We start from the raw sequence: 26,675 nt of genomic DNA on the forward strand, positions 1-26,675 counted from the left end.
CCGCGCCGCAGTACAACAAGCGAAAATCGGCCCCGACAACGACATCCCCCACGTCACCGCACCCACCATCAAGAAATACATCACCGACCTGCAACAACTCGGACTGATCTAGGGTCGAGAGCTCTGAATCGTGGGAGTCCGCCGGTCCGTGAACGATCTGGCGGGCCTAGCCGAATCCTCGCGCTCCAACCCTCAGCGAGAAGACCAGTGCGACAGAGTAAGTCGGCATTCTTGGCAGGTTCCCGCTCATGTCGACGAATCGCTGACCGACCCTCGAATTACAGCTGGCTCAGAGGACTCCCAGACCCTGAACGATCAACGATGCTCCTACTACGGCCATGATGACCGCCATGAAATTCCGATGGTGAGCAAGCGCCCAGTCGTGCAACCACTGCAGTGCTGCATGGGTTTTCTCCGGGGCAACCAGGTTGCTGACGAGAATGACCTCTTCCACTGCAAGAACGGTGATCACGAATGTGATGCCGGCCCCTAGCTGCATTCCGATTGCCCCTCCCGAGGCAACGATCAGGGCAAGTGCCAACAGCACCCCGTCGGCCGGCATCACCATCAGGCCAATGACCAGCGCGATCCACGGCGACCCGTTTCGCCAGGCATCACGCGCGCGACCGAGCAGTCGCCGAACCCGAGATGCGCCGTCCGGCAATACTTCATCGCCAGCGCGCATCAGCCGCGAGATGATCGGCAACGAAGCCGGATCGTGAACTTGCGTCGATGTGCCGCCGCGGCGGTGCGGGCTCTGCACTGCATGCCTACCCCGGCTCGGTGGCCTGGCCAAGGAGCGCACTGTCATCAACACGGCCACTGCCACTAGCACCACACCCAACGCGATCGTGATGCGTTGGGCGAGGGGGCTCGCGGTCGAGTTCGTAAGCCCTTCTGCAATAGACGCCGACGTTGGCGTGGAGTGAAGCAGGAACAAAGGTACGAGCAGGTAGGTAAAGCCCGAAAGTAAAGTGCCGAACCAATAAGCGAGCAGGTTTTGCATGGGCCGTGGCCGACTGAGCACCAGCAGGATGATGCCAAGGCGAACGGGATTGATTGTTATTACTAGTGCTAGCACCAGTAATGGGCCCCACATGCCCGAATGCTACCTTGATTGAGGTTTGCTGTTCGCTCATTGCGTGACTTTTTCACGGGGCTGGCCAGTGTTCGGGCACGCATGCACCTGGTTGCGTCTTCTGGGCCTAGACCATCGAAAACCATTGCGATGTAATATCTCTTGCAGTTGCAAACATGCTGAGCGTCAACCGCCATCCACTCCAGCGGGGCGCGACCCGACGTGCCGGTGGCGTTGTTCCCCGACCGCGTACTACGAGTCAGACGGTAACTGGAAGGTGTCCTCGACAAGCTCGACGAATGGAAATTTGCTAAACCGCCAGAGTCTGGGTTCGGCGCCTAGCGTCCTGTGATTCGAGTAGGGGTTCCATCATGATCTGCAACAGGTCTTCACTAACTGCAACAACTATTGACGCGATTGCGCTCGGCGCTGCGGCTTCGTTCCGCCCAGCTGCTTGGTCACCGTGTCGGCCGTCGCCACCAGCACGTTGGCGCACTCGCTGATCTCTCTGTCCGTCAAGGGCTTTCCGATGTGCAGCGATGTCACCATGACCTGGCGCTGGTAATGGTCGAACACCGGCGCAGAGATGACGCTGATATCCGAGCGGGTAGGGCGGCGCCGTCCTTCGGTCGGGCTTTCGTCGCGTAAGTACACCCGCTCGCCGATGTCGGACACCAGCTCGCCGAGCAGCGCGCGCAGTTCGTCCGGCAGGTTGCTCGACATCCCGGCCATCAACGCGTAAAGCCGTCTGCCCCCCGGCGTCTGACGCTCGACCAGATATCCGTCGGCGCAACAGTTTTCGATCACCCGGTTGAGCCGCGCGGTCTTGGTGCGCAGCGGCAAGGTCGGTTCCTTCGCAAGCCAGTCGCGTAGCGCCTGCTCGTCCCACAGCACGAACATCAGCCCGACCGGCGGGGCGAACGGATAGCTCTGGCCGACCTCCACACCGGCGCGAACACCGGCCGGTGCCACCAGTTCGAGCAGCGTGATGCGATCGTCGATCACCCCTGACAGCGCGGCGGTCACCCCGAAACGCGCGGACAGGCGACGCAGTTCGTCACGCGCGGCCGGGCTCACGCGCAGTGATTCCTGCGCCTTGTGTCCCAGCGCGATCAGAGACGGACCGAGCCGGTAGGTCTTGTCGCTGTTGTCGCGTACCAAATAGCCGGCTTCGCACAACGCGGTGACGATGCCCAGGCAGGTGGGCTTGCTCAAATCGAGCCGACGGGCCAGTTCGGACAGGCCGAACCGTTGGTCGGCGTGGCCCGCCAGGAAGTCCAGAATCCGGACGACCCGCTCGGTGGGCGGCGAGACTCGGCCTGGTGACGTGGGAGCGGGCACGCCGACAGCGTAGCTTGTGTTCCATATATGGACCGTGGCGGTCGATATATTGACTACCATTAGAACGCGTTCTAGTTTCTAGGGTGTGTATTCACAAGCATTGAGGGACGCGATCGCCGAGGCCGAAGAGCTGGTCTCGAACGCACCCTTCATCGAATCCGAAGCGGACCTGTTCGAGGGCCTGCAATACCTGGCGGGCTGTGTCTCGGGCTGCATCCACCTCGCGTTCGATTACGACCGCGACCATCCCTTCATGCAGAGCGGCACCGGCCCGTTCACCAAGATGGGACTCGACAACCCCGACACGATGTACTTCGGAACCCGCGTGCAGCCGGGCCATGAGTACGTCGTCACCGGCAAGCGCGGCACCACAACCGATCTCAGCTTCCAGATGCTCGGCGGCGACTACACCGACGACAACGTGCCCGAGAGCCAGGCGGCGTTCGACGACCGTGAGCTCGACATCGACGCCGATGGCAACTTCGAATGGCGCGTAACCCCGAAGACCGTGTCCCAGTTGCTGGTTCGCGAGGTCTACAACGACTGGTCGGCGCAGCGCGGCTGGATCAGCGTCGCCCGCTCCGACACCGCAGGCACCGCGCCGCCTCCGTTGACCAAGGAACTCATCGAGAAGCGTTACGCCGTCGCAGGCAAGCAGTTGGTCCAGCGCGTCAAGACCTGGCTGCAGTTTCCGCAGTGGTTCTACGACACGCTGCCGGTGAACACGATGGTGGCGCCACGCCTCACTCCGGGTGGGCTCGCCACCCAGTACTCGTCGGTGGGGCACTTCGACCTGGCCCCAGATCAGGCGCTGATCATCACGCTGCCCGTCACCGACGCGCCGTACCTCGGCTTCCAGCTCGGCAGCCTGTGGTACATCTCGCTGGACTACATCAACCACCAGACGTCGCTCAACGGTACTCAGGCCCAAGCGGATCCGGACGGCAAGATCCGCATCGTGGTATCCGATGCGAACCCAGGCATCACCAACTGGGTCGAAACGCTAAGCCACCGCAAGGGCTATCTACAATTCCGCTGGCAACGGGTGTCCCGCGAACTAACCGGGGCCGACGGACCGACGGTCGAACTGGTAGACGTTGACAAGGTGGCGGCTGCGCTGCCGCACTACGCGTCCAACAAGATCTCTGACGATGAATGGCGGGCGCGTATTGCGCTGCGGCAAAGGCAAATTGGCGATAGGATGGTTGGCTAGAGATGGCTGGATTACTTGAAGGCAAGGTTGTCGTGATCAGCGGTGTCGGCCCCGCGCTTGGCACCACGCTGGCGCGACGATGTGCCGAGCAGGGTGCTGACCTGGTGCTCGCCGCCCGCACGGTCGACCGGCTCGAAGACGTGGCCAAGAAGATCACCGAACTCGGCAGGCGCGCCCTGGCCGTGGGCACCGACATCACCGACGACGCGCAGGTGAACAACCTCGTCGAGGAGACGCTCAACGCGTACGGCAAGGTCGACGTACTGATCAACAACGCCTTCCGGGTGCCCTCGATGAGGCCATTCGCCAACACCACCTTCGAGCACATGAAGGATGCGATGGACCTGACAGTGTTCGGCGCGTTGCGGATGGTCCAGGGCTTCACCCCGGCGCTGGCGGAGGCCAAGGGCGCCGTCGTCAACGTGAATTCGATGGTGGTGCGCCATTCGCAGGCCAAGTACGGCGCCTACAAGATGGCGAAGTCGGCACTGCTTGCCATGTCCCAGACGCTTTCGACCGAATTGGGCGAGCAAGGAATTCGCGTCAATTCCGTGCTGCCGGGCTACATCTGGGGTGGAACGCTCAAGGGCTACTTCGAACATCAGGCGAGCAAGTACGGCACCACGGTCGAACAGATCTACGATGCGGCCGCGGTGAACTCCGATCTCAAGCGCCTGCCCACCGAGGACGAGGTGGCCTCGGCCATTCTGTTCATGGCCAGCGATCTGTCGAGCGGCATCACCGGCCAGGCTCTCGACGTGAACTGCGGGGAGTTCAAGGCCTGATGACGCGCACTGACCCCGGAAGCGTCGACGATCTGCACGCGTCGGCGGTAAAGGCCTGCGGGCTCGACGACTTCGGCGTCGATGACGACAACTACCGCGAAGCACTCGGCGTGCTGCTCGATTCGTTTCGTCGCGACGCCGACCTCACTGAGCTCGGCAGCAAGATGCAGAGGTTCTTCGTCAGGAATGCGCTGGTGGCACGCCTCGTCTCGGAGGCGGCGTTCAAGCAGTACCCGCAACACGTGGACGTCACCATCGAGCGACCGATCTTCGTCACCGGCCTCACGCGCACCGGTACCACTGCACTGCACCGGATGCTCGCCGCGGACCCGCGACACCAGGGTCTGGAGCTGTGGTTGGCGGAATTTCCGCAGCCGCGCCCACCACGTGAAACCTGGTCGGAGAACCCGGTTTTCCAGCAGCTGGACGCACAGTTCACCAAGGCTCACGAAGAGGACCCGGACTACACCGGGTTGCACTACATGACGGCCGACGACATCGAGGAGTGCTGGCAGCTGCTACGTCAGTCGCTGCATTCGGTGTCGTACGAGACTCTTGCCCACGTCCCGACCTACTCGCAGTGGCTATCCCGACAGGACTGGACCAAGTCGTATCAGCGGCATCGCAAGAACCTCCAGCTGATCGGACTCAACGATGCCGAGAAGCGTTGGGTCCTCAAGAATCCCAGCCACCTGTTCGCACTCGACGCATTGTTCGCCACGTATCCCGACGCCCTGGTGATCCAATGCCACCGGCCTGCCGAGACGATCATGGCGTCGACGTGCTCGCTGACACAACGCACAACGGACGGCTGGTCGCACAAGTTCGTCGGCACAACGATCGGCGAGGACGCCATGGAGACCTGGTCGCGCGGGCTTGAGTTGTTCAATGCCGAACGCGCCAAACATGATCCGGCGCAGTTCTATGACATGGACTACTTCGAGTTCATAGCCGACCCGGTCCGCGAGGTCGAGTCGATCTATCGTCACTTCGGCATCGACTTCACCGATGCGGCCCGCGCGGCCGCGGAGGGCACCCACGCGGAGAGCCTGAAGGGTCCGCGTGCCCCCAAGCACGAGTACTCGCTAGCCGACTACGGTCTGACCGCCGACGAAGTCAAGGAGCGTTTCGCGGGGCTGTGAGCTCAGGCCGTCGTATTGGCCAGTCGCTCGATACGCTTCAAGGCATCGCGGGCCAGCGAAAGCACGTCGTATCCGTTGACCGGTGAGCACGTCGCGATCTCGACGGCCGCATTGTGCGCGGCGACGAATGCGTTGTCGCAGGCCCAATCTGAACCCCGATACGACCAGAGCACGACGTTCGGGGTCGGTGAACTGAGCTGTAGCAGCGTGAAGGCGTAGGTTCGGCCACGCATGCTGGTCACCGTGAAGGGCACGTCACGGCAGGATTCCAGGGCGCGCTTCGCCTGCGCGATCGCGTCCCTCGCGTCGAAGTCGGCGGGATAGACGCCGGCCAACTCCTCGATGTAGACCTCACGGCTGTCGTCGGTCACCCAATGCCCGCCGTCGGTTGCGACGGGGGAAAGGTCGACGATCAGGGGCGGATCGACTTCCCTTGCGGCTCCGCTGCATCGGTCCGGTTCGACAGTGACGAACAAGTTGCCGTCCTTGTCCTGGACACTCTTGCTCATCAGGTCACCGACCTGTTGCGCGGTGATCGGCGCCACCGGCACCTTGGAGTGCGACGGCCCAGGTTCGACGTGGTGCGTGCAGCCTGCCACCGCGAAACCGAGCAAGAGGGCCAGTCCCCGTCGTCCCATGGCGCTGGGCGGCGGCGCTATCCGTCGCCGGGGGAGGGCGCCGACGACACCGCTTCGAGGCAACCCTCGGCGATGGCGTGCTTGATGCTGTCGGCCAGTCGGGGGCACGACCGGCTGCGGCTGCTGTCACCGCCGCAGGCGCGCACCTCGGCGAACGTGGCGCACCGCTGCGTCGCCTCCGAATTCCATTGCACCGCAGTGTGTCCGGGGCCGAGTTTCCTAACCGCGACGGTGACGTGACAGAACCGGCAGTCGACGGGTGTCAGCCCCGTGTTGAGATAACGCTCCCGATCGCGTTGCGTTGCGGCGTGCACCGCGGCCGCGCGCTCGGGGTCGGCCGCGAAATCCGGTGCCTTCGACCATGATCCGGAACCTTCACCGCTGTCTGCCGGATGACCCTCGTCGTCGTGGCCCCCGTGCAACTCCAACATGGAGCGCACTAGCCGGTCGACGTCCGGGGTCTGGGTCATCGCGCGGGTTGCTCCTGGGCTTGCTTCTCGGCCGCCTGCTGCGCCAGATTCTCCTCAACTTCAACGGCCCACTTTTCGTTCGCGGCCGTGGTGTCGACCTCAATCTCGAAGCGGTCCACCATGTCCGGGGAGACGTCGGCGACGTCGACGTAGAACTGCTGATACCAGCGCCGCATCTGATAGACCGCGCCGTCCTCCTCGACGAGCAGCGGATTGTCGATGCGCGTCTTGTGCTTCCAGATCTCGACGTCCTGCAGGAAGCCCTTGCTGACACCTTCGGTGAAGCCCTTCGACAGCTTCTCCGTGGTGGCTTCGTCCATGCCCTTGGGCTTCTCGACCATCACGCCCCACTGCAGCATGAACGAGTCTTGGGTGACCGGATAGTGGCAGTTGATCAGGATGGACTCGGCCTTGAAGCCGCTGTAGTTGTTGTGCAGCCAGTTGATCATGAACGACGGGCCGAAATACGAGGCTTCCGAATCCAGATGCGCTTCGCCGTACGCGGTACCCATGCCGCCCACGTCGGGGCGACCGACGTTGTGCAGGTACTGCGAGGCGATGTGGCCCTCGAAGACGTTCTTGAAGTACGTCGGCAGCCCGAAGTGGATGTAAAAGAAATGCGCCATGTCGGTGACGTTGTCGATGATCTCCCGGCAGTTGGCGCCCTCGATGAGCATCGAGTTCCAACGCCAGGTGGTCCACTCGTCGCTGGCGAACTCGGCGATCTCGGGGACGCGCACTTCGGGCTGGGGCGGGTTGCCCTCGGCGTCGTGCCAGACGAACAGCAGTCCGCCGCGCACGTCGGTGGTCCACGCCCTGGTGCGGGCCAACCGCGGCGTGCGCTTGGCGTAGGGCACCAGCTTGCACTTGCCATCGCCGCCCCAGCGCCAGTCGTGGAACGGGCAGGCGACCTCGTCGCCCTTGATGGTGCCCTGCGACAAGTCGCCGCCCATGTGTCGGCAGTAGCCGTCGAGGATCTTCAGCTCGCCGTTCGAGTCGGCGAAGACCACCAGCTTGGTGCCGAAGATCTCGATCGAATGCGGCTTTCCGTCCCGGAATTCCGTCACCGGGCCAAGGCAGTGCCAGCCGCGTGCGTATCGATCCGGCAGCGCGCCGGTGTCGATCTCGCGGATGCCAGCAGTGCCAGCAGTATCAGTACTCACGGTGGGCCTCCCGTATTCTGAGCTTCTAACTAGAACACGTTACAGTTTTTGTCCCCCACTGCGCAATGCAATCGGCTCTACCTGCGGTATATCTTGACGATGCCGTTGTACTCATTCGAGGGCCGAGCCCCCATCGTCGACGAGGGCGCGTTCATCGCCCCGACAGCCACGCTGATCGGCGACGTTCACGTCGAGGCTGGTGCATCGATCTGGTTCAACACGGTCCTGCGCGCGGACTTCGCCCCGATCATCATCCGCAAGGGGGCCAACGTCCAGGACGGCAGCGTGCTGCACGCCCCGCCGGGTATTCCGACCGACGTGGGGCCTGGCGCGACCATCGCGCACAGTTGCGTCATCCACGGCGTGCACGTCGGCCAGGAGGCGCTCATCGCGAATCATGCGACGGTGCTCGACGGCGCGGTCATCGGTCGACGAAGTCTGATCGCCGCGCACTCGCTGGTGATCGGTGGCACGAAGATCCCCGACGAGGTGCTGGTGACGGGCTCGCCCGCCAAGGTGCGGGGTCCCATCGCGGGCACCGGCGCGGAGATGTGGGTCAACATCAACCCCGGTACGTACCAGGACCTGGCACGCCGTTACCTGACCGGGCTGGAGCTGATCCCGGAACCGTGAGTCAGTCGGTCAGCTTGATCAGAAACATGAATGCGCTGGCCAGTCCGCCGATGATCGCTCCGCACGGCGTGGGTACAGGCACGAAGTGTGCCCACGGAACCCGGGAGATCAGCAGCACCCCCGCCAATGCCACGCCGGTCGCGGTCACCGCCGACGGGTTGACCCGGTCGAACATGCGGGCAAGGGTCTGCGGCGAATCAGTCGTCTCGGCAAGGTGATCGAGCAAGATCAAGCACTTCCTGGCACCCTCCACGTCCCGGGGCCCGTCGGAGGCATTCCGCCATTGATTGCGTTGCCCCCGGGGACGACACCGCTTGGCTCCGTAGCGAGCCCACCAACGATTCCCTTGATCGATCCGATCATTCTCCCGAAGTAGGCTGATTCGAATGACGCGCACCGACTGGAACGTCAGCATCTACGCGGGGGCGGTGTGGGGCGGCATCTTCTGGCAAGTTCTGTTCCTCTACACGAGGTTGGGAGGCACCCATCCGCTACCCAGCAGTACGGTCCTGTTGACCGTCGGCGTGTCGATGGTCGTCGGCATTGCCGGCCTGGTGCTGTTGCGTGCGACCGGCGGCACGACCAGCCGCCGGGTCGGGGCGGCAATCAGCATCGGTGCGTTCATCGGCCTCCCCGTCTTGGGATGGGTTGCGCTGTGGTGAACGAAGAGGTGAAAGATGCGCGTTCCGAACGCTTCCCGGCTCAACCAATGTTGGGTCTGGTTCTTGGGGCGGTCGCCGGTGTAGCCTACCCCGGGCTAATCGATGTTCCGTTCCTGCCGTGGATTATCCCTGCGCTCATCGCTCTCGTGTTGCAAATCAGCCCTCGTACCCGCGCCCTGGCGGTGGGCTTTGGTGCCGCGAGTGTGGGGTGGCTCGCCTTCCTGATGGCGTTTGGCCTCGTTCCAGTGGTGGCGCCTCTACTGAGCTAAACGCAAGCCCGTAACGGTGACCAGAAGTGGGTCCCATTCGTGCATGCTGCAAAATTAGCCCGACTCTGCGAGTCCGACCCGCAAGGCGATCTGCTGCATCTTGCCGACGGTGGTGACGAACTTGTCCGTCGTGGTGTCGCCGGTAGCGCTTTGAAACTCCAGGCGTACCAACGCCCGCCCTTCGGTGAAGAACATCAGGGTGACGGCTTTGTTCTCGTCGGGGTAGGTGCCGGTGATCATGACGCCGTCGGAGCCGACCGCCACGGGTTTCGGCGCGCCCCCGGTCACGGTCGTGGTGAGGGTTCCGGCCGATTGGTGCAGGGTCGCCGTCGCGGTGGCGGCGTCCGGGTAGATCAGCACCGTGTCGCCGATGGCCCGGTTGTCGTTGGCGTTGACGAAGAATGCACTGGCCCCGGGGACGTCCTTGGGCTGCGGCGACTGCGACCGTTGGGTGAAGGTGTCGTCTGCGTCACTCAGGTCGGGAGCGGTGACCAACAGCCTGCCGTAGTCGGCGGAGGCGGCTTCCGGGCTCTTGCTCGGCGTGGTCGAGCTAGTGACGGCGGACGTCGGTAGCCCTGGCAGCGAGCTTGTCGCAGGGGTGCCGAGGTTGGCGCCCGAGCAGCCGCTGATTCCGATGGCCAGCAGGGCCGCTGAAGCTGCGAGTCGGATGGGACGGTCAAGTGGGAAAGAGGTAAGCAAGAGTTATCAACGTCAAATCAGGGGTTGGGGAGTGCAATCTCCGTCAACCGTACGCGGTCGGCGCGACCGCGGACTAGACCGGCCGGGCGCTCGCGGTTGCCTTATCCAGTTCCCAGTAGGCGCGCAACGCGACGATCTTGCCTTCGTCGTTCACGCGGTAGGTGAAGACGCCCTCGGCCTCCACCCGGTAGCCACTGGCGACGATGACGATGTGGCCGACGTTGGCCTCCTCGTTGCCGCACTCATAAGTCCGCTCGAAGTGGAACTCGAGTTGGCTGGGCGCGATCGCCATGTCGAAGAACTTCGCGATCGCCTCCTTGCCGCGGTGCCCCTTGCCCTCCGGGTCGAAGTGCGACGGTCCGATGGGGTCCTCGACGATGGCGTCGTCGGCGAACACCGCCAGCCAGGCGTCCTTGTCCCGCGCGATGGCGGCCTCGCGGGAGCGCTTGCCCGCCAGGTGAACCGGGCTGTTCGTCACTTTGAGGCGGGCTTGTCCGCGGCCACGACCCACATCGAGTAGTACTGCGAACCACCGCCATAGGCGTGGCCGAGCGCCTTGCGCGCACCCTCGACCTGATGGTCACCGGCCTTGCCCATGACTTGGATGGCCGATTCGGCGAACCGGATCATGCCTGATGCGCCAATGGGATTGCTCGACAGCACGCCGCCGGAAGCATTGAACGGGATGCGGCCACCGATGGCGGTCTCGCCGGCCTCGGTGAGCTTCCAACCCTCACCCTCGGCGGCGAAGCCCAGGTTCTCCAGCCACATCGGCTCGAACCAGGAGAACGGCACGTAGACCTCGGCGACGTCGATCTCGTCGATCGGGCTGGTGATGCCCGCGTCGCGCCAGAGCGCGGCCGACGCGTCGCGGCCGGCCTGAGGGTTGACCTGATCACGCCCGGAGTAGGCCAGGGGCTCGGTGCGCAACGCCGTGGCATGGATCCATGCGACCGGGTGTCCGTCGGCGACGCGGCGGTCCGCGATCTCCTCGTTGCCGATCACCAGCGCGCAGGCGCCATCGGAGGAAGGGCACGTCTCATCGAACCGGATTGGGTCCCACAACATCTGGGAGGCCATCACCTTCTCCAGCGTGATGTCGGGCTGGTGCAGGTGGGCCAGCGGGTTCTTCGCGCCGTTGAGCCGATCCTTGACCGCGACCATCGCACCGATGTGGGTCGGTGCGCCCGAGCGGCGGATGTAGGACCGCACGTGCGGGGCGAAATACCCTCCGGCGCCCGCTCCCACCGGCTTGGTGAAGGGCACTGGAATGCTCAAGGCCCACATGGCATTCGATTCGGACTGCTTCTCCCACGCCATCGTCAGCACGCGCTTGTACTTGCCGGACTGCACGAGGCTGGCCGCGACGATGGCGGTCGACCCGCCGACCGAACCTGCGGTGTGCACCCGGATGAGCGGCTTGTTGGTCGCGCCGACCGCGTCGGCCATGAACAGCTCGGGCATCATGACGCCCTCGAAGAAGTCGGGCGCCTTACCGACCACCACGGCGTCGATGTCGTCGAACGTCGAACCCGAATCCTTGAGCGCTTTATCTATGGCCTCGCGCACCAGGCCGTTCATCGAGACGTCCTTGCGCTTGGCGACGTACTTCGTCTGCCCGGTACCGAGCACCGCGGCCAGATTGCCTGCCATGATCTACTTCCCTTCCAGCACGGCGACCAGATTCTGTTGCAGCGCAGCCCCGCTCGTCGCGTGGGCCAGCACCCGAGAAGCTGAACCGTCGAAGATGTGGCGCGCCGCGAAGCCGATGCGCTCGAGACCGGTCGAGAACATCGGGTTGGCAGCCAACGCGCCGCCGGACGGATTGATCTTCGTCGAACCCTTGAGCCCGATGGCCTCGGTGAGGATCAGCTGCTGATGAGTGAACGGGGCGTAAAGCTCGGCCACGTCTATGGACCCGAGGTCACCACCGGTCGCGGCGGCCGCGGACGCCGCCGTCGACGGAGAGGTAGTCAGGTCACGGGCGCCAAGCACGGGGGTCTCGATGCGGTGTTCGATGCCGGTGATCCAGGCCGGGTGCTCGCGCAGCTCGCGGGCCTTGTCGCCGGCAGCCAGCACGATTGCCGAGGCGCCGTCGGTGATCGGCGCGATGTCGTGGCGACGCAGCGGATCGGCGAAGTACGGGCGCGACAGCAGTTCGTCGACCGAACTGCCCGGCTCGACGGAGTCGGTGCGGGATGCTGCGCTCATGGATTCCAGTGCGACCTGGGCCATCTGCTCGGCCGTCCACTTGCCGGCGTCCAGTCCGAGCCGCGCCTGCAGGCCGGCGGTCGACACCGAGTCCGGCCACAGCGGCGCGACGGTGTACGGATCGGTCTGCAGTGCCAGAATGCGGCGCAGCACGCCGGCCGAGGACTTGCCGAAGCCGTAGACGAGCGCGGTGTCGACGGCGCCGGTCAGCAGCTTGATGTAGGCCTCGTACAGCGCCCACGCCGCGTCCATCTCGACGTGCGACTCGTTGATCGGCGGGACGGCACCGATCGAGTCGATTGCCGAGATGAACGAAAACGCCCGGCCGGCAAGATAATCAGCAGAGCCCGAGCACCAGAACCCGATATCGGTCTGCTTGATACCGAGGTCTGCGTAGATGGAGGCGAAGCAGGGCATCAGCATCTCGACGCCGTTGGTGGTGCCCTCGGTGCGGCGAACGTGCGGAGCGTGTGCGAAGCCGACGACGGCAACGTCGCGAAAAGTCATGTGTGCAGGCCCTTTACAGGTGGTGCTTGTAGGTGTCGTAGTCCGCGTCCGGCTCGCCGGTGGGCTTGAAGTACTCGATGTTGTCGATGCCGAGGCCCCACTCTTCGCGGGGCCGCCAGACCGCTTCGACCCGCATGCCCATCCGCACATCGGCGGCATCGATCTCGAGGATCAGATGCAGGAAGGCGATGTCAGCGCCGTCCAGCAGCACATAGGCCGCGACGTAGGGCGGCTTGATGCGTTGGCCGGCGAACGGGATGTTGATGATCGCGAACGTCGTCACCGTGCCCTTGTCGGGCAACTCGACGAACTCGGTGAGTTGTCTGCCGGTGGCCGGATCAGCCTCGCGTGCAGGGAAGTACACCTTTCCCTTCTCGCCGCCGTCCAGGATGGCATAGGCACCGATCAGCTTGCCCTCTTCGAGCCCGCGCAGGAACGTGCTCTCGGGAAGTGACGCGGTGTGCTGGATCTCGATCGAGCTCGGCGAGACGAGCATGGTCACCGGGTCGCGGTCGTCGGCCACCTCGGGGACGTCCTCGGGAGTGTCTCCCAGCGCGAAGTACGCGATGTCGGTGATGGCGCCCACCGGCTCGTCGGCCCAGTGCACGTGTACCCGCGCGCCGGTGGCGATTGCATCGGAAGACCCGGCGTCGACCGCGTGCAGCAGCGGGGTGTCCGCGCCGTCCAATTTCACCAGCGCCCATGCGAACGGGCGGTCCAGCGGCTGCCCCTCCAGGGGCTCCGGCTGCCACGTCCAAGACACCACGGTTCCGACGCTGGCCACCGGTACGATCTCCGTCAGCGCTTCGTAGGTGACGGGGTCGAACTCGGCTGGCGGAACGTGCACCTGGCCGTCCGATCCGCGGATGCCGACGACGTGTCGTCCGCGCAGTTCGGTGAAGAACCGGCTGAGCACGGATCCGACTGAACGGGTGTAGTCGAATGACAGCTTCAACGGAGCGGAAAGGGGCGGCTCGTGGTCTTCCGTACGAGGTGGGGTCTGGGCCGGGCTGCTTTGGCTGGCACTCACGGCATCGAGTAGAACAGGTTCTAACAATCGAGGCAAGGAGGGCTCAGTGAAGCTCGGACTGCAACTGGGATATTGGGGCGCGACGGCGCCGACCGACCACGCGGAACTGGTCGCGGAGGCTGAGGCCGCCGGTTTCGACACCGTGTTCACCGCGGAGGCGTGGGGTTCGGACGCCTACACTCCGCTGGCCTGGTGGGGTCGCGAGACCAGTCGCATGCGGCTCGGCACGTCGGTCATCCAGTTGTCCGCCCGCACTCCGACGGCCTGTGCGATGGCCGCGTTGACGCTCGATCACCTCTCGGGGGGACGCCACATCCTCGGGCTCGGCGTCTCGGGGCCGCAGGTCGTCGAGGGTTGGTACGGACAGAAATTCCCCAAGCCGCTGGCGCGCACGCGCGAATACGTAGACATCTTGCGCCAGGTCTGGGCCCGTGAGGCTCCCGTGCACAGTGCCGGACCGCACTACCCGTTGCCGTTGACGGGCGAGGGCACCACCGGGCTGGGCAAGAACCTCAAGCCGATCACCCATCCGCTGCGCGCCGACATCCCGATCATGCTGGGCGCAGAGGGCCCGAAGAACGTCGCGCTGGCCGCCGAGATCTGTGACGGCTGGTTGCCGATCTTCTATTCGCCGCGGATCGCGGACATGTACAACGAGTGGCTCGACGAGGGCTTCGCGCGCCCGGGCGCGCGGCGCACGCGGGAGACCTTCGAGATCTGTGCGACGGCGCAGGTGGTCATCACCGACGACCGCGCGGCGGTGATGGAACTGATGAAGCCGCATCTCGCGCTGTACATGGGCGGGATGGGCGCCGAGGACACCAACTTCCACGCCGACGTTTACCGCAGGATGGGCTACGCCGACGTGGTCGCCGAGGTGACGGAGTTGTTCCGCACCGACCGCAAGGACGAGGCCGCGAAGGTCATCCCCGATGAGCTCGTCGACGATTCCGCGATCGTCGGAAACCTGGACTACGTGCGCGAGCAGATCAAGGTCTGGGAGGCCGCGGGCGTCACGATGATGGTGATCGGCGCGCGTTCGACCGACCAGATCCGCGAACTCGCCGGGCTGGTCTAGCGGCCGCGGGTAGACACTTTGTTGCCAGGTGTCTAGTCCGCGTTCTAGATTTGGGCTGTGACCGATACCACTGGACTCTCGCAGCACACCATCGCCGGGACCGTGCTGACCATGCCGGTGAAGATCCGCAAGGCCTCCCAGCACATGGCGATGTTCTCGGTAGATGCCGACGCCGCGCAGCGCATGATCGACTACAGCGGCCTGCAGGTCTGCCGATACCGGGCAGGCAAGGCCGTCGTCGTGCTCATGCTGATGCACTACGTCGACGGCGATCTTGGTCAATACCTCGAATACGGCACCAACGTCATGGTCAATCCACCGGGGACGAAAGCCACCGGGTTGAAGGCACTGCAAGCTGCCGGCGCCTTCATCCACCACCTCCCCGTCGACCAAGCCTTCACCCTCGAGGCCGGGCGCACCATCTGGGGATACCCGAAAGTGATGGGGGACTTCACCGTTCGCGGAGCGAACGATTCGGCCGGGGCTCGCGATGGCAACCGTTTCTCCTTCGATCTGAGCATCGACGGTCAGTTCGCCGTGGGCATGGACTTCCGGCCCGGGCTTCCCGTGCCATCGACGTTCACCTCCAAGACACAGGTGCACCCCACCTACTCCCACCTCGACGGTGTCACCCGCGAAACCGCTGGGGAGATGAGGCTTTCCGGCGTTCGCTATCGGCCGGGCGGCGCAACCGTACGGCTAGGTGAGCACCCTTACGCCAAAGAACTTGCGTCGCTTGGCTTCCCGAAGCGCGCAATGATTTCGAGTTCCGCCGACAACGTCGAGATGACCTTTGCCGATGCCAAGGAGATTGCATGACTTCCACCGTTTCTAGCGCGCTGACCACCCGGCCCGACGTCGACTTCACCGACGGCACCTTCTACGCCGACGGCGGGGCGCGCGAGGCGTACCGGTGGATGCGGGCCAATGAGCCGGTGTTCCGCGACCGCAACGGACTGGCTGCGGCGACGACGTATCAGGCGGTGCTCGACGCCGAGCGCAACCCGGAACTGTTCTCCAATACCGGCGGCATTCGACCGGAGACGCCGGGCATGCCGTACATGATCGACATGGACGATCCGCAACATCTGTTGCGCCGCAAGCTCGTCAACGCAGGCTTCACCCGCAAGCGCGTGATGGACAAGGTGCCGTCGATCGAAAACCTGTGCCACACCCTGATCGACGGGGTCTGCGAACGCGGGGAGGCCGACTTCGTCCGCGACATCGCCGCCCCACTGCCGATGGCCGTGATCGGCGACATGCTCGGCGTATTGCCCGAAGACCGCTCACTGCTGCTCGAGTGGTCCGACGACCTCGTCACCGGGCTGAGCTCGCACATCGACGAACTCACTGCGCAAAAGGTCATGGAAGCCTTCGCCGGGTACACCGCATTCACCACGGACATCATCGCCAAGCGCCGCGCCGAGCCCACCGAAGACCTGTTCTCCATCCTGGTGAACTCGGAGGTCGAGGGGCAGCGGATGTCCGACGACGAGATCGTCATGGAGACCCTCCTGATCCTCATTGGCGGCGACGAGACCACCCGCCACACGCTGTCCGGCGGGACCGAACAGCTGTTGCGCCACCGTGAGCAGTGGGAGGCGTTGGTGGCCCATCCGGACCGGCTGCCAAGCGCCATCGAGGAGATGTTGCGCTGGACGTCGCCGGTGAAGAACATGTGCCGCACGCTGACCGCGGACACCACGTTCCACGGCACCGACATGCGTGCCGGCGAGAAGATCATGCTGATGTTCGAGGCAGCCAACTTCGACGAGACGCAGTTCGGCGATCCGGATAATTTCCGCATCGACCGCAATCCGAACAGCCACATGGCCTTTGGCTTCGGCTCACACTTCTGCCTCGGCAATCAGCTGGCCCGGCTGGAGTTGTCGATGATGACCAGTCGGGTGCTGGAGCGGTTGCCGGATCTCCGGCTGGCTGACGGTGCCGAGGTGCCGTTGCGGCCGGCCAACTTCGTCAGCGGGCCGGAGGCCATGCCCGTGGTGTTCACCCCGACGAAGAAGGTGTTCCGGTAACCAGCGGCCTCGGCTTCAGGATCAGGCTGGCGCCAAAGGAAACCACCCCGATCGCCGCGCACGTCCACAGCGCGGTGTTGAAGCTGCTGTGAGTGCCCGAGCCGACGACCGGTCCGGCCCAGGCGAATCCGAGTGACGAGCCAATGCCGAAGGCGGCGTTGCTGATACCGGGTAGCGAGCCTGGTGCGTGCTCTGGAGCCTGTACGACGCCAAGCGCACTCATCGCCGTCATCGTCGTCGCCATGAAGGCGAGGCCGTACACCGCCATCAGCACGGCGAGCATCACCTTGTGCTGCGCGAACGCGGCGAGCAGCGACGTCACGACGACCGAGGCGACGATCCCTACCCGAAAGACGGTCACGAAGCCGATCCGGACCGCAAGCCGGCCGATCAACGGTGCGGTGAGCACCTGCAAGATGGCACCTGGGGTGAGGAAGAGTATCGCCGTCGTCGTCCCGTCGAGCCCGAAGCCGGAGTCGGGATCCTCCGCGAGCTTGAGGATGATGAAGCCGGCGACCACCATGAACGACGCCATGTTGAGGACCGTGGCGACGATCAGCGGCCAGGCCATGCGCGAGCGCATTTGGTCGATGTCGACAAGTGGTGTGCTGACCCGCTTCTCGACGACGACAAGCAGGATCAAGGCGACCATCGACACGACGATGCACGCGAGCGCGACGGGCGACGACCACCCCGAGTGCCCTCCGCTGGAGAAGAAGAGGATCAGGCCTGCGACGCCAAGGCCGATCAGTGCGGCGCCGACCCAGTCCATGCGTCCGGCGGCTACGTGTTCGGGATCGTCGGCGGGCACGGCCTTGGCGCCGAGCGCGATCCCCGCGACGCCGATGACGAGGATCAGCACGAAGATGGAGCGGTAGCCGAAGCGGTCGGCCATGAAACCGCCGAGCAGTGCGTCCACCCCCGCCACTCCGCCATTGATGGACGAGACCACCCCGCAGCACACGCCGAAGGTCGCACCGCTGAGCCTTTCGCGCATGATCAGAAACGCCAGCCCGAACGTGACGTTGCAGGCGCCCTGCATGATTCGGCCTGCCACCACCACCGGCAGCGACGTGCCGACCACGCACAGTAGGGTGCCGACGCACAGCAACACCAGGATGCCGAGCAGGACGCGCTTGCGGCCGATGTAGTCGCTCCAGCGGATCAGCACGACGTTCGCGACGGCTCCGGCGAGGTAGAAGTACGTCGACATGGAGGCGAATGCGCCCTTGCCGAGTTCGCGTTCGATGTCGTAGAACGCCGGTCCCAACATGGTGGCGTTGAGTTGAAACGAGATGACCGACAGCACCAGCGCTGCCACCATGAAGGCGACCTGACCGCGCGTCAGCGTCGCGGGCCGGGAATCCATGGCTGGAGTGTAGAGGCCTCAGGTATAGGACACCTTGTGATCGGATTCCGCGGTAAGGCCGAGCTCGGGCCACACGCCGCCGATGAGGCTCTCCATGATTCCGTAGCCGACGGCGTCCCCGTCGCGAACGCGGATCGGGGTATCGCGGAATTGGCCTAGCGTGGCAAGGTTTTCGTTAGTCCAGCAGTCCGCGAGGTACTCGCCGTCGACGTGAAGCGCACCCTTCCATGATCCGTGCTTGTGCCCCGCCCAGTCGCCGTATCCGGCGGTCTTCAGGAAGAACCCGGATTCGCCGACGGCCTCGACCTCGATGACGCGTTCGTCGCCCGACTCCATGGTGAGCAGCAGCTGCCCGCCCTTCACGAACCGGGTCCGCGTGTCGTACTCGATGCGTGGCGTGACGCGGCGTACCGGCGTTTGATTGCCGTCGGCGTCGTTGAGGTAGGCCGAGCTGTACTCCCACGGTCCCTCGACGACGAAGATCGCAGTCTCGTAATAGGTTCCGTCCGGCCGCTGGAAGAACGCAGGCGACCACTTCATCCCACCGCGCACCCCGGACGGAGCACCTGGAGTGGGGATGAGGTCGCTTGCAGGCACGCCGATGGCCTGCCGTACCCCCCAGGAGTGATCGCGGAAGCCGAACCACTCTTCGCCGGTGACGTCGTGGGTGTGACCGTCCACGGTGACGGTGCCGGTGGCCCAACCGCCCTGGTGGTACCGGATGACGTCGACGTCGACGCGTCCGGTGCGGCGGTTGCGCACCAGATTTCGTTCCTCGAAGTACGGCGGCGTCACCCCGGAAAGCACGACGTCGAACGAAATCGGCTGGACGTCATTGGGTTCCAGCACGAAGCGCATTTGTTGCAGCGGTTCGACGACCTCCATGCGGACGGGCCCGACGGCCGTCGCCTCTGGCGCGGAGTGCAGCTCCCGACTGGCTCGCACCGTCCACTGCTCGCGGCCACGGGACACGCCGCCGAAGCCGTCGATGATGCCGCGGTTCTGATACTTGCCAAGGCCGAAGTCCAGCTGCAGCGTCCCGTCGGTGCGGGCGATCGAGCACCAGATCTTCTCAGTCCACGCCAGCTCGGACTGGGCCAGCGTGGCGAAGGTATCGACGATCTGGTGATTGAGCCCCTCGTCTGCGCCGAGCAATCGGCCAATGTCTTTGATTCCCATACTTTCCTGTCCTTCGTCCCTATGAAAGCCCGTACGATCTGCCGAATGGCGAACGCGACCCGCCGCTGGGGAAGTGACCGGACCCCGCTTGACGACGACGAGGCCCGCCGGCTTCTGCTGGAGGCGGCCAGTCGGTGCATCGCGCGTCGTGGGGACACCCAAATTCGGATGGCCGAGGTCGCAGCGGAAGCCGGCGTCGTGCGATCGACGGTGTACCGGTACTTCCCGGCCCGCGATGACCTGCTGCTCGGCCTGGTGCTGCTGCGCATCGACGCGGCGTTGGCAAAATTGGTCCGTTCCCTGCGGTTTCCGCTCGACGCCACGCGATGCATACCGCGGATGGTGTTGATACCCGTCGATTCGGTGTCGGGAAACCCGTTGAACGAGGCGCTGTTCGCCAGTGAGAGCATCGCGTTGTCGACGGTGCTCGAGCTGGGCTCGGAGCAGATCGTGGACGTGATCGTCGCGCACTACGGTCCACTGTTCGAAAAGTGGCAGGCCGACGGCGGCATGTACCCCGACGTCGATCGGCGCGAGGCGGCACGCTGGATTCACACCGCTGCGCTGCTTCTGTTGTCACCGCCGTGGCGCGCTCGGTCGCAGGCGGCCAAGCGGAGGTTCGTCGACCAGTTCGTCGTCCGTACACTCGTCCCACAGATCGGACATTAGAGCAAAATTGTCCGATTGATCGGCAATGCGGGTAATTTCACTGCGGTGAGCATTCCGGCGCAGCCCGCGGACCTGACCGCCGACTGGTTCAGCGAGATTCTGGGGCTGCCCGTGACGGCGGCCGAGCTGCTGGACGCACATTCCGGCACCACGGGGCGCGCCCGCGTCGGTCTGACCGGTCACGCGGAGCTTCCGTCGACGGTGTTCGTCAAGTTGCAGCCGTTCAGCCAGGAGCAGCGCAGCTTCCTGCGCAAGGTCGGGATGGGTGTGGCCGAGGCCAAGCTCTACGCGGCGGTGGGAGCCGAACTGCCGGTACGCATTCCGCATGTCTGGCACGCAGCGTGCGATCCGGCCGACGGCTCCTTCGTGATGGTGTTGGAAGATCTCGCCGCCGCTGGATGCCGATTCCCCACACCGGCCGACGACGACATGGTCGACGTCGCGACCTCGCTGGTCGACGAACTCGCCGTCTTGCATGCCACCTACCGGGGCAGCGAACTGTCGTGGCTCACCCCGCCCGACGGCATGCGCCGCAAGCCCAGCGACGGCGAACTGGCCGCCCGTCGTACGCACTTCATCTCACTCGGGCTCGATCAGTTCGGTGACGAGCTCGGTCCGACGTTCCGAGCGTTCGCCGAGTTGTACATCGCGCGGTCTGGCGATGTCATCGCGCTGTTCAACGAGGGCGAGCACACGCTGATCCACGGCGACGATCACAGTGGCAATCTGTTCGTCGACGCGGGTCGCACCGGGTTCTTCGACTGGGCCGTCGCGTCGCGGGCACCCGGGGTCCGGGACGTCGCGTACTTCCTGTGCAACTCGTTACCGGTGGAGGCCAGGCGGGCGCACGAGGAGCGGCTGCTGGCGCGCTACCTCGCCACGTTGGCCGCCAACGGGTGGGCGCTCGACGAGCGCACCGCGCACGACCAGTACCGGCTGTTCGCGAGCTACTCATGGATCGCGGCGGTGTCGACGGGCGCGATGGGTGCACAGTGGCAGCCCATCGAGGTATCGCGGGCCGCGATGATCAGCACGACGGCCGCGCTCGAGGACCTCGATGTGATGGGTCTGTTGCGCGAGCGGCTCTAAACAACTCGCCGGAAAGGTGGGCGCCGCTACTTCATCTGGAAGTTGGGCGCGCGCTTCTCCTTGAAGGCCAGCGGGCCTTCCTTGGCGTCGTCGGACAGGAACACCCCGATGCCGATCTTCGTGTCGATCTTGAATGCGTCGAGCTCGTGCATGCCCTCGGTGTCGTGGATCGCCTTCAGGATCGCCTGCACGGCCAGCGGCCCGTTGTTGTTGATCACCTCGGCGATCGCCAGCGCCTTGTCCAGTGCGGTGCCATCCGGGACGACGTAGCCGATCAGCCCGTAGGACAGCGCCTCCGCCGCGGTGATGTGGCGGCCGGTCAGCAGCAGGTCGCACGCGATCGTGTACGGGATCTGACGGACCAGGCGCACGGCGGACCCGCCCATTGGGTACAGGCTCCACTTGGCTTCGGAGATGCCGAACTTCGCGCTCTCGCCCGCGATGCGGATGTCGGTGCCCTGCAGGATCTCGGTGCCGCCTGCAATCGCGGGGCCCTCGACCGCGGCGATCAGCGGCTTGGTCAGCCGCCGGCCCTTGAGTAGCCCGTCGATGCGCGTCGGATCGAAGCCGCCGCTCTTGAACGAGTCGCCGGGCGGGGCCTTGGTCGCGGCCTTGAGGTCCATCCCCGCGCAGAAGTAGCCGCCCGCGCCAGTCAGGATGCACGACCGGATCTCCGGATCCTCATCGACGCGGTCCCACGCGTCGACCATTATCGAGAGCATCTCGGTGGAAAGCGCGTTACGCGCCTCCGGCCGGTTGAGCGTCAGGATCAGGGTGTGTCCGCGCTGCTCAATGAGGGCGTCGGGGCCAGCCCCAGCACTACTGTCGGACTCGGTCAAGGGGATCCGCCTTCCAGCTTCGATGCCACAGACTTGTCACGAAATGTAACACGTTCTAGTTTAGGTTCTGTGGCCCTGAACATTGCCGATCTTGCCGAGCACACCATCGACGTCGTGCCTGACCGTGTCGCCCTGATTTCCGGGGACGAACACATCACCTACGCCCAGCTGGAGGAGAAGGCCAATCGCCTTGCTCACTACCTGATCGACCAAGGCGTCCAGAAGGACGACAAGGTCGGGCTGTACTGCCGCAACCGCATCGAGATCGTCATCGCGATGCTCGGCATCGTCAAGGCCGGCGCGATTCTGGTGAACGTCAACTTCCGCTATGTCGAGGGCGAACTGCGCTACCTCTTCGACAACTCGGACATGGTGGCGCTCGTGCACGAACGGCAGTACGCCGACCGCGTCGCCAACGTGCTTCCGGACACCCCCAACGTCAAGACCATCCTGGTGGTCGAGGACGGTAGCGATCTCGACTACCAACGATATGGCGGCATCGAGTTCTACTCGGCGATCGCCAAGAGCTCGCCGGAGCGCGACTTCGGCCCGCGCAGCGCCGACGACATCTACCTGCTCTACACCGGCGGCACCACCGGATTTCCCAAGGGTGTGATGTGGCGCCACGAGGACATCTACCGAGTTCTGTTCGGCGGCACCGACTTTGCCACTGGAGAGCACATCAAGGACGAGTACGACCTGTCGAAGGCCGCCGCCGAGAACCCGCCGATGATCCGCTACCCGATCCCGCCGATGATCCACGGCGCCACGCAATCGGCCACCTGGATGTCGCTGTTCTCCGGCCAAACCACGGTGCTGGCACCGGAATTCAACGCCGACGAAGTGTGGCGGGCGATTCACGAGCACAAGGTGAACCTGTTGTTCTTCACCGGCGACGCGATGGCCCGGCCGTTGCTCGATGCGCTGCTGGCCCACCAGGACGCCGCGAACGAGTACGACCTGAGCTCGCTTTTTCTCTTGGCCAGCACCGCTGCGCTGTTCTCGACGAGCATCAAGGAGAAGTTCCTCGAACTGCTGCCGAACCGGGTCATCACCGACTCAATCGGCTCGTCGGAGACGGGCTTCGGCGGAACGAGCATCGTGGCAAAGGGCCAGTCGCATACCGGCGGCCCCCGTGTGACGATCGACAAGACCACTGTCGTGCTCGACGAGGACGGCAACGAAGTGGTTCCTGGCTCAGGGGTCCGCGGCATCATCGCCAAGCGCGGTCACATCCCGGTCGGGTACTTCAAGGACGAGAAGAAGACGGCCGAGACGTTCCAGACCATCAACGGTGTCCGCTACGCGATCCCTGGCGACTACGCCCAGGTCGAGGAGGACGGCAGCGTGACGATGCTCGGCCGTGGCTCGGTGTCGATCAACAGCGGCGGCGAGAAGGTTTACCCCGAAGAGGTGGAGGCCGCGCTCAAGGGCCACCCGGACGTCTTCGATGCGCTGGTGGTCGGCGTGCCCGACCCGCGCTTCGGCCAGCACGTCGCCGCCGTCGTGCAACCGCGTGACGGCGTCCGGCCTACGCTCTCCGAACTCGACGCCTTCGTCCGCAACGAGATCGCGGGATACAAAGTGCCGCGCAGCCTTTGGCTGGTCGACGAGGTCAAGCGGTCGCCGGCGGGCAAGCCCGACTACCGGTGGGCCAAGGACACGACCGAGGAGCGTCCAGCCGACGACGTGCACGCCAAGCATGCTGGGGTGAAGACGTGAGAACTGAGCTCTGCGAGCGGTTCGGCATCGAATACCCGATCTTCGTCTTTACTCCTTCGGAGAAGGTGGCCGCGGCGGTCAGCCGGGCCGGCGGGCTCGGGATGCTCGGCTGTGTCCGCTTCAACGACGCTGACGATCTCGAGAACGTCCTGCAGTGGATGGACGCCAACACCGACGGCAAGCCCTACGGCGTCGACATCGTGATGCCCGCCAAGGTGCCTACTGAGGGCACGTCCGTCGACATCAACAAGTTGATCCCGCAGGGCCACCGCGACTTCGTCGCCAAGACGCTCGCCGACCTCGGCGTGCCGCCGCTGCCCGACGACGAAGCACGCTCGGAGGGTGTGCTGGGCTGGCTGCATTCGGTGGCGCGCAGCCACGTAGACGTGGCGCTGAAACATCCGATCAAGTTGATAGCCAACGCTCTTGGCTCGCCCCCGAAGGACGTCATCGACCAGGTGCACGCCGCGGGCGTCCCGGTGGCCGCGCTTGCGGGCAGCGCCAAACACGCGCAACGGCACGCCGAGAACGGTGTCGACATCGTCATCGCCCAGGGGCACGAGGCCGGTGGTCACACCGGCGAGATCGCGTCGATGGTGCTGGTGCCGGAAGTCGTAGATGAATTGGCCGCGCTCGGCCTTCAAACCGCAGTGCTCGCCGCAGGTGGTATCGGGACCGGCCGTCAGGTGGCGGCCGCACTCGCCCTTGGCGCACAAGGTGTCTGGATGGGCTCGGCGTTCCTGACCGCCGCGGAGTACGACCTCGGCGTGCGAACCGAGGGCGGCGCGTCCGTGATCCAACAGGCGCTGCTCGCAGCGACTTCCAGTGACACCGTGCGTCGCCGCATCTACACGGGCAAGCCTGCGCGCCTGCTGAAGAGTCGGTGGACCGAGGCCTGGGATGCCGACGGCGCGCCAGAACCGCTGCCGATGCCGCTGCAGAACATCCTCGTCAGCGAAGCGCACCAGCGCATGAGCGAGTCCTCCGATCCGACCACCGTCGCCATGCCGGTCGGCCAGATCGTGGGGCGGATGAACGAGATTCGCCCCGTCGCCGACATCATCGCCGAGTTGGTGGATGGCTTCGAGGCCGCGACGACACGGCTGGACGGCATCCGCGACGCCTGAAATGCGAACGCCGCCAAGGCACGTGTCCTTGGCGGCGTCCGACTGAGCTGAAACTCAGGGCGTGATCTTGGTATCCGAGTCGATGACATCGGTGGCGGCACCGACGATTTCAGCTTGATCCTCGAGCCCGTCGGCGTTCAGTTGCAGCACGAAATATCCGTCAGCGGCGGGGATGATGACGGTCTTCTGAGCGACGATCTTGGTGACGCCGTCCGATGACCACGTCCCGCCCAGCTGGAAGGCCGGGTAGTCGCCGAGGGTGCTGGTCTGGCCTTCGTTCAGCGCCTTGTATCCGGGCAGGTTGTTCAACTCGCCGCCCGCCACGTCGATGAGCTTCTGTGGATCGACGTCTCCGGTCAGCTTGGAGACGATGGCCACGATGCTCGGGCTGTACTCGGCACCTTCGGGACCGTCGTAGACGATGGCGCCGAACGCCCACTCCGGCGTCTCCTCACCAGCGGGCGCCCAGCCCTCGGGCACGGGCAGCTCGATTGTGGGAGCGCCGGGGTCGCCCATCTTGACTGGCGTCTCGGTGATGCCGTTGTCCTTGATGTAGGTGGCGATCGTCGGGTTGGGGCCTGCGGCCTCCTCCTCGCGCTGAGCGACCTTGGGCTTCGTCGTCGGGGACGACGACTTGCTCGAGCTGGGTTTCGAGCTCTCAGTGCTCGAACTGGTGGACGTTGCTGTCTTGGTGTCCGAACCGCAGCCGGACAACACGACGGCCAGGGCGGTGATGGCCGCGGCCACACCGGCGAGCGCCGAAGCTCTCATTCGTTTGCTCCTTGTCATCGGGATTCTTGTCGTGGCGGCCGCTGACAAAACTTCGCCATCGGTCGTTCCGGACCGAAGCGTAGCTCAAAACTGTTTGTTTGCTGAGTGAGTAGTTGTACTCGACCTGCAGCCTTTCAGCCCGGTCCCAGGGTGTAGACGCCGGTTTCCGGATGCGGGTACCAACCGCCTGCCGCATGGGTTCCGCCGTCGACGTGGATCGTTTGCCCGGTGACGTAGCTTGCCAGGTCGGACGCCAAGAAGACTGCCGCGCCCGCCATTTCGTCGACGTGTCCGGCCCGACCCATCGGCACCATGCGGGCACCGCGCTCCAGCCCCTCGGGTGACGACATCCGGGTGAGGCCTTCGGTCAGCGTGAAGTCGGGCGCAAGGGCGTTGACCCGAATGCCGTGCGGCGCGAGCTCCAGCGCGGCGGTCTGGGTGTAATTGACGACGCCAGCCTTCGCGGCGGCGTACGCGGCGTAACCCGGTGCGGCACGGACTCCTTCGATGGACGTGACGGTGATGATGCTCCCGCCGATGGCGTGCTCGACCATGACCCTGGCCACCCGCTGCGTGCACAGCAAGACGTGGCGAAGGTTCGCCCGGTACAACGCATCCCACCCGTTCTCGGACGTCTCGAGCAGCGGGGAGGAGAAGACGCCGCCTGCGTTGTTCACCAGCACGGAGACTGGTCCCAGTTCGTCGACGGTGCGCGCGAGGGCCGCGTCGACCTGGGCGGACTCCCGTACGTCGGTGACGAGGCCCAGCGCACCGATGGCGTCGGCGGCCGCGGCGCATGTCTGCTCGTCGCGCTCCCAAATCACCACCGACGCGCCGAACGCTGCCAGGCCTGCCGCGATGCCGCGGCCGATGCCCGCTCCGCCGCCGGTGACCACTGCGACCCGTCCCGTGAGTAGGACGGTGGACGGATCGATCGTCATAGCCTCACCCTAGG

The 26,675-nt window shown here is 65.0% G+C and carries 30 protein-coding genes; 14 read left to right on the forward strand and 16 right to left on the reverse strand.

The window, feature by feature from the left end:
• Positions 1-112, forward strand: a 112-nt coding sequence (locus SLQ30_RS33210; protein ID WP_413468234.1) for a hypothetical protein, incomplete at its 5' end; no start/stop codon positions are given.
• A 177-nt stretch (positions 113-289) separates the two neighbouring features.
• Here the strand turns inward: SLQ30_RS33210 and SLQ30_RS31425 are convergent.
• Positions 290-1,099, reverse strand: coding sequence for a GAP family protein (locus tag SLQ30_RS31425; RefSeq protein ID WP_319450971.1), 810 nt, complete (start codon positions 1,097-1,099; stop codon positions 290-292).
• 384 nt (positions 1,100-1,483) lie between these two features.
• A complete protein-coding gene (locus tag SLQ30_RS31430; protein WP_319450972.1) occupies positions 1,484-2,419 on the reverse strand; it encodes an IclR family transcriptional regulator in 936 nt (311 codons plus the stop codon).
• Between the two features lie 85 nt (positions 2,420-2,504).
• Here SLQ30_RS31430 and SLQ30_RS31435 point away from each other — a divergent pair, with 85 nt between their 5' ends.
• From SLQ30_RS31435 to SLQ30_RS31445, 3 genes are read left to right on the forward strand one after another with little or no spacing between them, the layout of a single operon-like run.
• A complete protein-coding gene (locus tag SLQ30_RS31435) occupies positions 2,505-3,632 on the forward strand; it encodes a hypothetical protein (protein WP_319450973.1) in 1,128 nt (375 codons plus the stop codon).
• Between the two features lie 2 nt (positions 3,633-3,634).
• A complete protein-coding gene (locus SLQ30_RS31440; RefSeq protein ID WP_319450974.1) occupies positions 3,635-4,417 on the forward strand; it encodes an SDR family oxidoreductase in 783 nt (260 codons plus the stop codon).
• Complete coding sequence (locus SLQ30_RS31445) at positions 4,417-5,559, forward strand: sulfotransferase (protein ID WP_319450975.1); 1,143 nt, start codon at positions 4,417-4,419, stop codon at positions 5,557-5,559. The genes SLQ30_RS31440 and SLQ30_RS31445 overlap by 1 nt, the downstream gene beginning before the upstream one ends.
• Before the next feature lie 2 nt (positions 5,560-5,561).
• On the opposite strand, the gene SLQ30_RS31450 is transcribed toward SLQ30_RS31445, so the two are convergent.
• From SLQ30_RS31450 to SLQ30_RS31460, 3 genes are read right to left on the reverse strand one after another with little or no spacing between them, the layout of a single operon-like run.
• Positions 5,562-6,197 carry a sensor domain-containing protein gene (locus tag SLQ30_RS31450; protein ID WP_319450976.1) on the reverse strand — a complete coding sequence of 212 codons (636 nt, stop codon included), beginning with the start codon at positions 6,195-6,197 and terminating at the stop codon, positions 5,562-5,564.
• Positions 6,198-6,214: 17 nt separating this feature from the next.
• Positions 6,215-6,667 carry a hypothetical protein gene (locus SLQ30_RS31455; protein WP_319450977.1) on the reverse strand — a complete coding sequence of 151 codons (453 nt, stop codon included), beginning with the start codon at positions 6,665-6,667 and terminating at the stop codon, positions 6,215-6,217.
• Complete coding sequence (locus SLQ30_RS31460) at positions 6,664-7,830, reverse strand: Rieske 2Fe-2S domain-containing protein (RefSeq protein ID WP_319450978.1); 1,167 nt, start codon at positions 7,828-7,830, stop codon at positions 6,664-6,666. Before SLQ30_RS31460 ends, SLQ30_RS31455 begins: the two co-directional genes overlap by 4 nt.
• Positions 7,831-7,929: 99 nt before the next feature.
• Between SLQ30_RS31460 and SLQ30_RS31465 the strand changes: the two genes are divergently transcribed.
• Entirely contained in the window at positions 7,930-8,463 is a 534-nt protein-coding gene (locus SLQ30_RS31465) for a gamma carbonic anhydrase family protein (protein WP_319450979.1), read from the forward strand.
• Position 8,464: 1 nt separating this feature from the next.
• On the opposite strand, the gene SLQ30_RS31470 is transcribed toward SLQ30_RS31465, so the two are convergent.
• Positions 8,465-8,695 (reverse strand): hypothetical protein, encoded by a 231-nt coding sequence (locus SLQ30_RS31470; RefSeq protein WP_319450980.1) that lies wholly within the window; start codon positions 8,693-8,695, stop codon positions 8,465-8,467.
• A gap of 154 nt (positions 8,696-8,849) precedes the next feature.
• On the opposite strand from SLQ30_RS31470, the gene SLQ30_RS31475 reads away from it, so the two are divergent.
• Both SLQ30_RS31475 and SLQ30_RS31480 read left to right on the forward strand, forming a co-directional pair.
• The gene (locus tag SLQ30_RS31475) at positions 8,850-9,125 is read left to right on the forward strand and encodes a hypothetical protein (RefSeq protein WP_319450981.1); all 276 of its coding nucleotides are present in this window, start codon (positions 8,850-8,852) and stop codon (positions 9,123-9,125) included.
• Positions 9,119-9,394, forward strand: coding sequence for a hypothetical protein (locus tag SLQ30_RS31480; protein ID WP_319450982.1), 276 nt, complete (start codon positions 9,119-9,121; stop codon positions 9,392-9,394). The genes SLQ30_RS31475 and SLQ30_RS31480 overlap by 7 nt, the downstream gene beginning before the upstream one ends.
• A gap of 54 nt (positions 9,395-9,448) precedes the next feature.
• Here the strand turns inward: SLQ30_RS31480 and SLQ30_RS31485 are convergent, their stop codons facing one another.
• The 5 genes from SLQ30_RS31485 to SLQ30_RS31505 all read right to left on the reverse strand — a co-directional run bounded on the left by SLQ30_RS31485 (position 9,449) and on the right by SLQ30_RS31505 (position 13,841).
• Positions 9,449-10,093, reverse strand: coding sequence for a hypothetical protein (locus tag SLQ30_RS31485; protein WP_319450983.1), 645 nt, complete (start codon positions 10,091-10,093; stop codon positions 9,449-9,451).
• A 73-nt stretch (positions 10,094-10,166) separates the two neighbouring features.
• A complete protein-coding gene (locus tag SLQ30_RS31490; protein WP_319450984.1) occupies positions 10,167-10,571 on the reverse strand; it encodes a nuclear transport factor 2 family protein in 405 nt (134 codons plus the stop codon).
• Positions 10,568-11,746, reverse strand: coding sequence for a thiolase domain-containing protein (locus SLQ30_RS31495; protein ID WP_319450985.1), 1,179 nt, complete (start codon positions 11,744-11,746; stop codon positions 10,568-10,570). The genes SLQ30_RS31490 and SLQ30_RS31495 overlap by 4 nt, the downstream gene beginning before the upstream one ends.
• 3 nt (positions 11,747-11,749) lie before the next feature.
• Entirely contained in the window at positions 11,750-12,811 is a 1,062-nt protein-coding gene (locus SLQ30_RS31500; RefSeq protein ID WP_319450986.1) for a thiolase domain-containing protein, read from the reverse strand.
• A gap of 13 nt (positions 12,812-12,824) precedes the next feature.
• Positions 12,825-13,841 carry a Zn-ribbon domain-containing OB-fold protein gene (locus tag SLQ30_RS31505; protein ID WP_319450987.1) on the reverse strand — a complete coding sequence of 339 codons (1,017 nt, stop codon included), beginning with the start codon at positions 13,839-13,841 and terminating at the stop codon, positions 12,825-12,827.
• 46 nt (positions 13,842-13,887) lie between these two features.
• Between SLQ30_RS31505 and SLQ30_RS31510 the strand changes: the two genes are divergently transcribed.
• The 3 genes from SLQ30_RS31510 (at position 13,888) to SLQ30_RS31520 (ending at position 16,955) form a co-directional block, all read left to right on the forward strand.
• The gene (locus SLQ30_RS31510) at positions 13,888-14,919 is read left to right on the forward strand and encodes an LLM class F420-dependent oxidoreductase (RefSeq protein WP_319450988.1); all 1,032 of its coding nucleotides are present in this window, start codon (positions 13,888-13,890) and stop codon (positions 14,917-14,919) included.
• A gap of 111 nt (positions 14,920-15,030) precedes the next feature.
• A complete protein-coding gene (locus SLQ30_RS31515; protein ID WP_319451030.1) occupies positions 15,031-15,738 on the forward strand; it encodes an acetoacetate decarboxylase family protein in 708 nt (235 codons plus the stop codon).
• Positions 15,735-16,955 carry a cytochrome P450 gene (locus SLQ30_RS31520; RefSeq protein WP_319450989.1) on the forward strand — a complete coding sequence of 407 codons (1,221 nt, stop codon included), beginning with the start codon at positions 15,735-15,737 and terminating at the stop codon, positions 16,953-16,955. The genes SLQ30_RS31515 and SLQ30_RS31520 overlap by 4 nt, the downstream gene beginning before the upstream one ends.
• On the opposite strand, the gene SLQ30_RS31525 is transcribed toward SLQ30_RS31520, so the two are convergent.
• On the reverse strand, positions 16,927-18,324 hold the full coding sequence (locus SLQ30_RS31525) for an MFS transporter (protein ID WP_319450990.1): 1,398 nt from the start codon (positions 18,322-18,324) through the stop codon (positions 16,927-16,929). The two genes, SLQ30_RS31520 and SLQ30_RS31525, sit on opposite strands and share 29 nt — an antisense overlap.
• 18 nt (positions 18,325-18,342) lie before the next feature.
• Positions 18,343-19,503 (reverse strand): hypothetical protein, encoded by a 1,161-nt coding sequence (locus tag SLQ30_RS31530; RefSeq protein WP_319450991.1) that lies wholly within the window; start codon positions 19,501-19,503, stop codon positions 18,343-18,345.
• Positions 19,504-19,548: 45 nt separating this feature from the next.
• Here SLQ30_RS31530 and SLQ30_RS31535 point away from each other — a divergent pair, with 45 nt between their 5' ends.
• Together SLQ30_RS31535 and SLQ30_RS31540 are read left to right on the forward strand one after the other, a co-directional pair.
• Complete coding sequence (locus SLQ30_RS31535; RefSeq protein WP_319450992.1) at positions 19,549-20,172, forward strand: helix-turn-helix domain-containing protein; 624 nt, start codon at positions 19,549-19,551, stop codon at positions 20,170-20,172.
• Between the two features lie 45 nt (positions 20,173-20,217).
• Positions 20,218-21,261, forward strand: coding sequence for a phosphotransferase (locus SLQ30_RS31540; protein ID WP_319450993.1), 1,044 nt, complete (start codon positions 20,218-20,220; stop codon positions 21,259-21,261).
• Positions 21,262-21,287: 26 nt separating this feature from the next.
• Here SLQ30_RS31540 and SLQ30_RS31545 read toward each other — a convergent pair whose 3' ends face one another.
• Entirely contained in the window at positions 21,288-22,100 is an 813-nt protein-coding gene (locus SLQ30_RS31545; protein WP_319450994.1) for a crotonase/enoyl-CoA hydratase family protein, read from the reverse strand.
• A gap of 33 nt (positions 22,101-22,133) precedes the next feature.
• Between SLQ30_RS31545 and SLQ30_RS31550 the strand changes: the two genes are divergently transcribed.
• Entirely contained in the window at positions 22,134-23,822 is a 1,689-nt protein-coding gene (locus tag SLQ30_RS31550) for an acyl-CoA synthetase (protein WP_319450995.1), read from the forward strand.
• Positions 23,819-24,949: a nitronate monooxygenase family protein gene (locus SLQ30_RS31555; protein WP_319450996.1), complete on the forward strand. Its 1,131-nt coding sequence runs from the start codon at positions 23,819-23,821 to the stop codon at positions 24,947-24,949. Before SLQ30_RS31550 ends, SLQ30_RS31555 begins: the two co-directional genes overlap by 4 nt.
• Before the next feature lie 54 nt (positions 24,950-25,003).
• On the opposite strand, the gene SLQ30_RS31560 is transcribed toward SLQ30_RS31555, so the two are convergent.
• A complete protein-coding gene (locus SLQ30_RS31560; protein WP_319450997.1) occupies positions 25,004-25,720 on the reverse strand; it encodes an LpqN/LpqT family lipoprotein in 717 nt (238 codons plus the stop codon).
• A gap of 134 nt (positions 25,721-25,854) precedes the next feature.
• Positions 25,855-26,661, reverse strand: a complete 807-nt coding sequence (locus SLQ30_RS31565) for an SDR family NAD(P)-dependent oxidoreductase (RefSeq protein WP_319450998.1) — start codon at positions 26,659-26,661, stop codon at positions 25,855-25,857.
• Between the last annotated feature and the right edge of the window lie 14 nt (positions 26,662-26,675).

This window comes from Mycobacterium sp. RTGN4 (genome assembly GCF_033804635.1).
GTDB lineage: Bacteria > Actinomycetota > Actinomycetes > Mycobacteriales > Mycobacteriaceae > Mycobacterium.

Excerpts from the sequence above, each read along its gene's own strand:
- SLQ30_RS31440 (WP_319450974.1), top strand. The coding sequence starts at position 3,635 with ATGGCTGGATTACTTGAAGGCAAGGTTGTCGTGATCAGCGGTGTCGGC.
- SLQ30_RS31465 (WP_319450979.1), top strand. The coding sequence starts at position 7,930 with ATGCCGTTGTACTCATTCGAGGGCCGAGCCCCCATCGTCGACGAGGGC.
- SLQ30_RS31560 (WP_319450997.1), bottom strand. The coding sequence starts at position 25,720 with ATGAGAGCTTCGGCGCTCGCCGGTGTGGCCGCGGCCATCACCGCCCTG.
- SLQ30_RS31525 (WP_319450990.1), bottom strand. The coding sequence starts at position 18,324 with ATGGATTCCCGGCCCGCGACGCTGACGCGCGGTCAGGTCGCCTTCATG.
- SLQ30_RS31455 (WP_319450977.1), bottom strand. The coding sequence starts at position 6,667 with ATGACCCAGACCCCGGACGTCGACCGGCTAGTGCGCTCCATGTTGGAG.
- SLQ30_RS31445 (WP_319450975.1), top strand. The coding sequence starts at position 4,417 with ATGACGCGCACTGACCCCGGAAGCGTCGACGATCTGCACGCGTCGGCG.
- SLQ30_RS31535 (WP_319450992.1), top strand. The coding sequence starts at position 19,549 with ATGGCGAACGCGACCCGCCGCTGGGGAAGTGACCGGACCCCGCTTGAC.
- SLQ30_RS31450 (WP_319450976.1), bottom strand. The coding sequence starts at position 6,197 with ATGGGACGACGGGGACTGGCCCTCTTGCTCGGTTTCGCGGTGGCAGGC.
- SLQ30_RS31425 (WP_319450971.1), bottom strand. The coding sequence starts at position 1,099 with ATGTGGGGCCCATTACTGGTGCTAGCACTAGTAATAACAATCAATCCC.
- SLQ30_RS31530 (WP_319450991.1), bottom strand. The coding sequence starts at position 19,503 with ATGGGAATCAAAGACATTGGCCGATTGCTCGGCGCAGACGAGGGGCTC.
- SLQ30_RS31565 (WP_319450998.1), bottom strand. The coding sequence starts at position 26,661 with ATGACGATCGATCCGTCCACCGTCCTACTCACGGGACGGGTCGCAGTG.
- SLQ30_RS31500 (WP_319450986.1), bottom strand. The coding sequence starts at position 12,811 with ATGACTTTTCGCGACGTTGCCGTCGTCGGCTTCGCACACGCTCCGCAC.
- SLQ30_RS31475 (WP_319450981.1), top strand. The coding sequence starts at position 8,850 with ATGACGCGCACCGACTGGAACGTCAGCATCTACGCGGGGGCGGTGTGG.
- SLQ30_RS31495 (WP_319450985.1), bottom strand. The coding sequence starts at position 11,746 with ATGGCAGGCAATCTGGCCGCGGTGCTCGGTACCGGGCAGACGAAGTAC.
- SLQ30_RS31515 (WP_319451030.1), top strand. The coding sequence starts at position 15,031 with ATGCCGGTGAAGATCCGCAAGGCCTCCCAGCACATGGCGATGTTCTCG.
- SLQ30_RS31520 (WP_319450989.1), top strand. The coding sequence starts at position 15,735 with ATGACTTCCACCGTTTCTAGCGCGCTGACCACCCGGCCCGACGTCGAC.